Below are 6,869 nucleotides of genomic sequence, written 5' to 3'. Positions count from 1 at the left end.
GTTACTGGTGCTTCTTCAGTAACTGTGATACTTCTGGCTGTTATTACGTTAACCTTTGCTTCAGGTTTATCGTTAGGTCGTTTTTCATCTATAGTTCCTAAGCATGGGAGAATGTCTGGTGGAGCGCGACATGGCGGGATTCCTCCAATGAGGCGTCGGTTAGTGAAATAGCGCATTTTTAATGTAGAATATTTGGCGCGTTAGTCTATTGAGATTTTTTTGAAGTAGATTAACGCGTCATTTTGCAATAAATAATACGATGATGCATAATATAGATACAACGATTTATTGTATTAATTTATATATGATGTTATAACCTTTATGTGGTTGTGTAATTGATAAATCGGAGTAACGATGAAAAATTATGATATTGATAAAGAAAAACTGATAGTACGCATGCATCGAGTACAAGGTCAGCTTGCAGCAGTCAATACTATGATTGAAAACGATGCGAAGTGTCAAGATGTTCTTATGCAGCTTTCCGCTGCAACTGCTGCTTTACATTCTTTAGCAGTGATAGTGGCAAGGGAACATGTCAATAAAGAAATACATGAATCTGTAAAAATTGGTACCGAAGAAGGTGCCGATGCAGCAATGGAAGATATTTCTGGTATCATTGACAGGTTATTGCGTTACGAAAAAGCGTAGTATTGGGTAGTATCTAGTGACTAATTCGCATAATATTCTGCACACTGTTCGTCAATTGCAATCACAGCCTTTCGAGGCTTCTTTCGTAGAGAAAAAATCAGAGTTTATTGGATGCATTTGTCATATTGATAATCTTGACGATGCTGCGGAATTTATGCAATCAGTGCGTTTTAAGAATCCTAAAGCTCGTCATGTTGCTTATGCTGCAATTTGTGGCTCGTCGAAAGCTCAATTGTGTGAGCGCATGAGTGATGATGGTGAGCCAACTGGAACAGCAGGAAAACCAATATTAGATGTACTTAGATCGTCAAATTTAACAGATTGTGTAGTAACAGTAACACGATATTTTGGCGGTATTTTGCTTGGAGCTGGTGGCCTAACCAGAGCTTATGCGCGTGCAGCAAGTATGGCAGTAGAATCTGCGCAAATAGTTGATATTATTACGTGCACTCGTTTTACTTGCAAGTTGCAATATCAACAATTGCGAATGTTGCAGCATATTGTAAGCCAAATGGAAGGCATAATTGACAACGAAATTTATGGTGCTGAAATTTCCCTTAATATTGCTATTCCAACTTTAAAATCACAAGAATTTCTTGATATGGTTCAGAATGCTTTTTCTGGAAACGTTGTGCCGAAAGCAGATGGTACTCTAAGTAATAAGCTGATAGATACTAAGCGTTAAAGGTGATTTCATGGAAAAGACTAATGAAAAAACAAACACTATTGACGATTCATCTTATGAACCTTTAACTGCTGTATATGAGCATTTACGACATAGCGAAGATTCAGCTGAGCTTCATGAATTTGCTAGGAGAGAATTACCGGATCGATCAGACCAAGCGGCATTTTCTAGAGCCACCTCCTTGCTTGAAGCAGTTGCAGGTAATATCAATACTCCAGAAGAAGACCGTATTTATTTAGCTACAGAAATGCCTTTCCCAAACATATTAGTGAAACTTTCTGAAGATTCTGCTGATAAAGTACGTTTGGCTGTTGCTGAAAATAAAAATGCTAAAAATTGGTTAGTTGGAAGACTTACTAAAGATTCATGTAACGCAGTTCGAAATGCTGCATTATGCAATCCAAAAGCTTCTTGGAAAATGCGTTTAGAGGGTGCGCAATCGGATGGCATAAGTGCTGAAACATTGAAATATCTCGCCTCCCTTGGTGTTAGTGCAGAAGAAAACGCTCCAATTGTATTAGCTTCCATGGTACGAAGAGCTGTTGCGCTAAATCCTGGTGTTCCACAAAATGTGCTGCAAGAACTATGCAACGATAAATCTGAAGATGTATCATCAGCGGCGCGCAGTCGTTGCTAACGCGAATAATGGAGCGTATGGATAATACAACAGATGAAGAAGTAGCAATGAAGCCATTACACCGTCTTGCTGAATTAATGGGCGTTGGCGTGAGTTTTATTGGTTCGGATAATCAAAAACACGAGATTCAAGATAACGTATTAGTTTCTGTCTTAAGCGCATTAGGCGTAGATGCTTCCACAAATGAGACAATAGAAAAATCTACAAACGACGTTTTAGCGTATCGACACGGTCGTATTGTTGCTCCAACAGTTTTGCACACTGTTGGCAAATGTGATGAAGTTACAGTTAATACGGGAATATTAGAATACCCAGTTGCAACATTGACATTGGAAAATGGTGAACAATATAAAGGCGATTTAACTATTGTTCCTAACGAAAATGATGTTGCATACCCTGTAAATGGAAAATTTGTTGCAACATCTCTTATAAAAATTCCTGAAGATGTGCCAATGGGTTATCACACATTGCGTGTGACAGTTGGTGAGAGACAAGAAGAAGCAACACTTATTAGTGCTCCAGAAAGCATTGATACGCTGAATTCCTTAGAGCCCAATGGAGAACAGCTTTGGGGATGGATGGCACAACTTTACTCAATCCGTTCTTCAAAGTCTTGGGGTGTTGGTGATTTTGCTGATTTGGCGACTCTTCTTACTGAAGCTAAGCAAAAAACTGGCGCTGACTTTGTGTTAATAAACCCAATGCATGCAGGTGAGCCTATAACTCCGCTTACTCCATCCCCATACCTGCCGGTTGCTCGAGGAATGGTAAACGTAACGTATATTAGCCCAGAAAGTATTCCTGAGTACGAAACGTTAAACGATAAAACTCGCAAAGAAATTGAAAAGCTTCATGGACAGGTTGAGCCGCTTAACAATGACGCGCAAATAATAGACCGTGATTCCATGTGGCGTGTAAAAATGCGTGCATTGTGGCTGATTTTCAAGGCTGGTATGTCTGAAGATCGCGCTCGCATTTTTAATGAGTTTAAGCATGAGATGGGTGACAGGCTTGAATCTTATGCCACTTGGTGCTTGTGCTACGACAAGTGGGGTGCTCCAAAGGGTGACGATTGCTGGGAGAAAACTCTTACTAAGGATTCTGATCAAGTTCGCGAATTAGCTAATCGTTTCCCAGATACTCTTGAGTTTTATCGTTGGCTTGAGTGGGTTGCTTTTACGCAATTGCATGATGCTCAAGTTGCTGCACGTAAAGCTGGTATGAAAATCGGCATTATGTCTGATATGGCTGTTGGCGTGCATCCTGCAGGATCTGAAGTTTGGTGGAATCCGGAGAGATTTGCTAACGGAGCTACTGTTGGCGCTCCACCTGATTACTTCAATCAGCAAGGTCAAGATTGGTCTCAGCCACCTTTGCACCCATTTGAGCTTGAGCGGACTGGTTTTAAAACATACCGAGATATGGTTCATGGAATGTTTGCTTCGGCAGGTGCTGTTCGCATTGACCATATTCTTGGACTTTTCCGCTTATGGTGGATTCCAGAAGGTTCAGCTCCAAGTGGCGGTGCTTATGTTTACTACGATGCTGATATTATGCTTGGCATTTTGGCAATTGAAGCCGCTCGTGCTCACGGTGTAGTTGTTGGCGAAGATTTGGGTGTTTTGCCCGCAAATGCTTTGGAAGTGTTGCGCAAGAAGGCTGTGCTTGGTTGCACGGTTGAATGGTTCGAAGAGCGTGACGGCGAATTCCGTACTCCAGACAAGTGGCGCGAAATGACGCTTGCATCTGTAAATACGCATGATTTGCCTCCTGCTGCCGGCTATTTGCGCTATGAGCAAGTTAATATTCGTGAGCGCTTGCACTTGCTTACTGGTTCTGTTGAAGAATTCCGCGCTGGAGCTGAGGCAGAGCATCGCGCTATGATGCGAATGTTGGTCAAAGGTGGTTATTTGGATGCTCAGTTGCTTGAGGATGAGGATGCTCATACTCAGGAGATTGTTGAAGCATTGTACCGCGCTTTGAAGGCTGCTCCTTCCAGATTGTTGGCTGCTTCTTTGGTCGATGCAGTTGGAGAGTGTCGTGTGCAAAATCAGCCTGGAACGAATGACGAGTATCCGAATTGGCGTATTCCATTAGCTGATGGTGAAGGCAATCCTGTGTCCTTGGATAATATGTTTGATTTGCCTCGAGTGCAGTCGCTTTCTGCGATTATGAATGCATAACATTTTGTGATTTATTTTGTTTGACAATTTGTTTAGCAATTTGTTTTGTATTCGTCTCAGCCTTATATAAAATAGACACTTGCAAGTAGTCGCCACTTGGCGATATACTTGCAGATTGTTGTGTTTCCCTAAGGGGTCCTTCAAAGCGCTTTTCCCACTCGCCATCGAGGACTTTCAGGGAGCCCACGGATTATGAGTAAAATATTTTCTATAAACCAAGAAGATATACGCTCGAAACACAATAGAGAAAAGGTACGATTGTGAAGACTTTCACACCGAAACCAGCAGATTTAACTCATGACTGGTACATCATCGATGCCACTGACGTGGTACTTGGTCGTTTGGCCTCTCAGGTAGCAATCTTGCTGCGTGGTAAGAATAAGCCAACGTTTGCTCCTCATGCTGATTCTGGCAATCACGTTATTATTATTAACGCTGAAAAGATTGCTTTGACTGGCAATAAGTTGAGCAAGGAACTGTATTCCCACTCTGGTCGTCCGGGCGGCCTTCGTCGTGATAGCTATGCAGAGCTTTTGGAAAGGAATCCAAAGCGTATTATCATGGCTGCCGTTAAGGGTATGCTTCCAAAGAATCGTCTTGCTAAGGTGCAGCTTGACCGTCTTCGTGTGTTCACCGGAGCTGAGCATCCGCACACTTCGCAGAAGCCACAGGTCTTCGAGATCGCTCAGGTCTCTCAGCAGGCTAAGTGAGATCAAGGAGAATAGATATGGCAGAAAATAACAACTCCGCGGTTCTTGAGAACGAAGAAGAACTGACTAGCTACACCACTGAAACCAATGCTGGTGCAGGCACTGGTACTTCCGCCATCGAGCCAGGCTACGGCACTGGTCGTCGTAAGGAAGCTGTTGCTCGCGTGCGTTTGGTTCCTGGCTCCGGTAAGTGGACTATCAATGGTCGCACTTTGGAGGAGTACTTCCCATCTCGTTTGTTGCAACGCGAAGTGAATTCACCAATCGTGTTGCTCAAGCTTGAAGGCAAGTTTGATGTTGTAGTCCTCGTTGACGGTGGTGGTACCACTGGTCAAGCTGGTGCTATTCGTTTGGGTGTTGCTCGTGCATTGAATGCTATCGATCGCGATGCAAACCGTGTTGCTTTGAAGAAGGCTGGCTTCTTGACTCGTGACGCTCGCGTTGTGGAACGCAAGAAGGCTGGTTTGCACAAGGCACGTCGTGCACCTCAGTTCTCGAAGCGTTAAGTTTCGCGAATTTATATTTACAAATGGCTCCTGGTTTTGCTGGGAGCCATTTTTGTATTTTTTANTTAKTTTCTGCTTCTTCGTCGCAATACATGCAACGATACTCGTGACTGTCAGAATCAGCTTTGTAGAACTTGCGTTTAAGAGTTAGTTCGCTGTTTGTTATGCAACGAGGATTCGGGCAAGTAAGATCTTCAGGCGCATTCACGTCTGTTACGTGCACGCGAGGATCCGTTAATGAAATTCCGTGTGCGTCAACTGCTTGCAATTCGTCTTCTGGCACGTTTACAAAATCAGTTGGTTCGTAGCCGCAAAGCTCGTCTCCAAGAACGGAACTTTCCAAAGCCATACGCATAAGCATACCGTTTTTAACCTGCTCAAAATATGCTGCGCGAGGATCGTCATCAACATCAACAGAAATCTCGTTAATTCGAGGAAGCGGATGCAGCACAGGCATATGCGACTTTGCTTTTTGCAATTTTTCTTCAGTCAAAATGTACGTGTCACGAAGTCGCAAGTATTGCTCGCGATCCGTAAAACGCTCTTCTTGCACGCGAGTCATGTAAAGCACGTCAAGCTTGCCAATAACTTCCATCAAGTCGCGAGTTTCTTCGTAAGTGCACGAAGGAGTGTCATTAATGCGGTCGATTACGTACTGCGGAGTTTTAAGCTCATCCGGGCTAATCAGCACAAAATGAACGTTTCCAAAGCGGCACAAAGTTTCAATAAGCGAGTGAACTGTGCGTCCATAAGTTAAGTCGCCGCACAAACCGACAGTGAGATTATTAAGGCGACCAAAACGCGCGAGAATAGTTGCCAAATCTGCAAGAGTTTGAGTTGGGTGCATGTGGCCGCCGTCACCTGCGTTAATAATAGGCGTGCTCACAGCTTGCGTAGCAACGAAAGCAGCACCCTCCTTTGGGTGACGCATTGCAACAACATCAACATAGTTAGACACGACTTTCAAAGTATCGTTTACAGTCTCGCCTTTGCTTGCGCTAGAAAGTTGCGCACCTGCAAAACCGATTACTTTTCCACCTAAACGCAGCATTGCTGTTTCGAAGCTTAAGCGAGTGCGCGTGCTCGGCTCATAAAAAAGAGTGGCCAACACTCTGCCATCGCAAGTGTGAGCCACTTCTTTACGGTGCGAATCAATGTATCGCGCTTTGTCTAAGAGCATTCGTATTTGCGCAGTTGAAATATCGTCTAATGTAACAACACTTTTGCCAGCTAGAGAATTTGCAATTGTGCTGCGAGAAAAAGTTTGATGCAAAGAACTAGAAATTGCGTTCGTCATAATAAGTACCGCTCACCTTCCGTCAATTGGCAAGACGGTCGCAACCACACGCGACCTACGTAATTTTACTGATTAGCGTTGACGAATCCCCCACCCGGAGTGGCGAAGAACTATAACTTATTATGCAACATTTAATAAGTATTTAATCCAATAAATCTATTTGTTCCAATACAGTTTGTTGATTACGTTTACCATAAGTAACC

The 6,869-nt window shown here is 43.3% G+C and carries 7 protein-coding genes; 6 read left to right on the top strand and 1 reads right to left on the bottom strand.

Going from position 1 to position 6,869, the window contains the following annotated elements; genetic code table 11:
* Window positions 1-354: 354 nt before the first annotated feature.
* From A5295_RS02560 to rpsI, 6 genes are all read left to right on the top strand, one after another.
* Window positions 355-648 carry a metal-sensitive transcriptional regulator gene (locus tag A5295_RS02560; protein ID WP_004109707.1) on the top strand — a complete coding sequence of 98 codons (294 nt, stop codon included), beginning with the start codon at window positions 355-357 and terminating at the stop codon, window positions 646-648.
* 16 nt (window positions 649-664) lie between these two features.
* Window positions 665-1,333 (top strand): YigZ family protein, encoded by a 669-nt coding sequence (locus A5295_RS02555; protein WP_082915456.1) that lies wholly within the window; start codon window positions 665-667, stop codon window positions 1,331-1,333.
* Window positions 1,334-1,343: 10 nt separating this feature from the next.
* The gene (locus A5295_RS02550; RefSeq protein WP_004109701.1) at window positions 1,344-1,970 is read left to right on the top strand and encodes a hypothetical protein; all 627 of its coding nucleotides are present in this window, start codon (window positions 1,344-1,346) and stop codon (window positions 1,968-1,970) included.
* Between the two features lie 17 nt (window positions 1,971-1,987).
* Window positions 1,988-4,153, top strand: coding sequence for a 4-alpha-glucanotransferase (malQ, locus tag A5295_RS02545; protein ID WP_012913823.1), 2,166 nt, complete (start codon window positions 1,988-1,990; stop codon window positions 4,151-4,153).
* A 260-nt stretch (window positions 4,154-4,413) separates the two neighbouring features.
* Window positions 4,414-4,863, top strand: a complete 450-nt coding sequence (gene rplM / locus A5295_RS02535) for a 50S ribosomal protein L13 (protein ID WP_012913824.1) — start codon at window positions 4,414-4,416, stop codon at window positions 4,861-4,863.
* Window positions 4,864-4,880: 17 nt separating this feature from the next.
* Entirely contained in the window at window positions 4,881-5,369 is a 489-nt protein-coding gene (rpsI, locus tag A5295_RS02530; protein WP_004105525.1) for a 30S ribosomal protein S9, read from the top strand.
* 61 nt (window positions 5,370-5,430) lie between these two features.
* Here rpsI and pyrB read toward each other — a convergent pair whose 3' ends face one another.
* Window positions 5,431-6,666, bottom strand: a complete 1,236-nt coding sequence (pyrB, locus tag A5295_RS02525; protein WP_064621615.1) for an aspartate carbamoyltransferase — start codon at window positions 6,664-6,666, stop codon at window positions 5,431-5,433.
* Between the last annotated feature and the right edge of the window lie 203 nt (window positions 6,667-6,869).

It is taken from the genome of Gardnerella sp. 26-12, assembly GCF_001660745.1.
In the GTDB taxonomy this organism is placed as follows: Bacteria; Actinomycetota; Actinomycetes; order Actinomycetales; family Bifidobacteriaceae; genus Bifidobacterium; species Bifidobacterium swidsinskii.
Note: the sequence above shows the minus strand (reverse complement) of the source record. Positions and strands in the feature narration are given on the sequence as shown.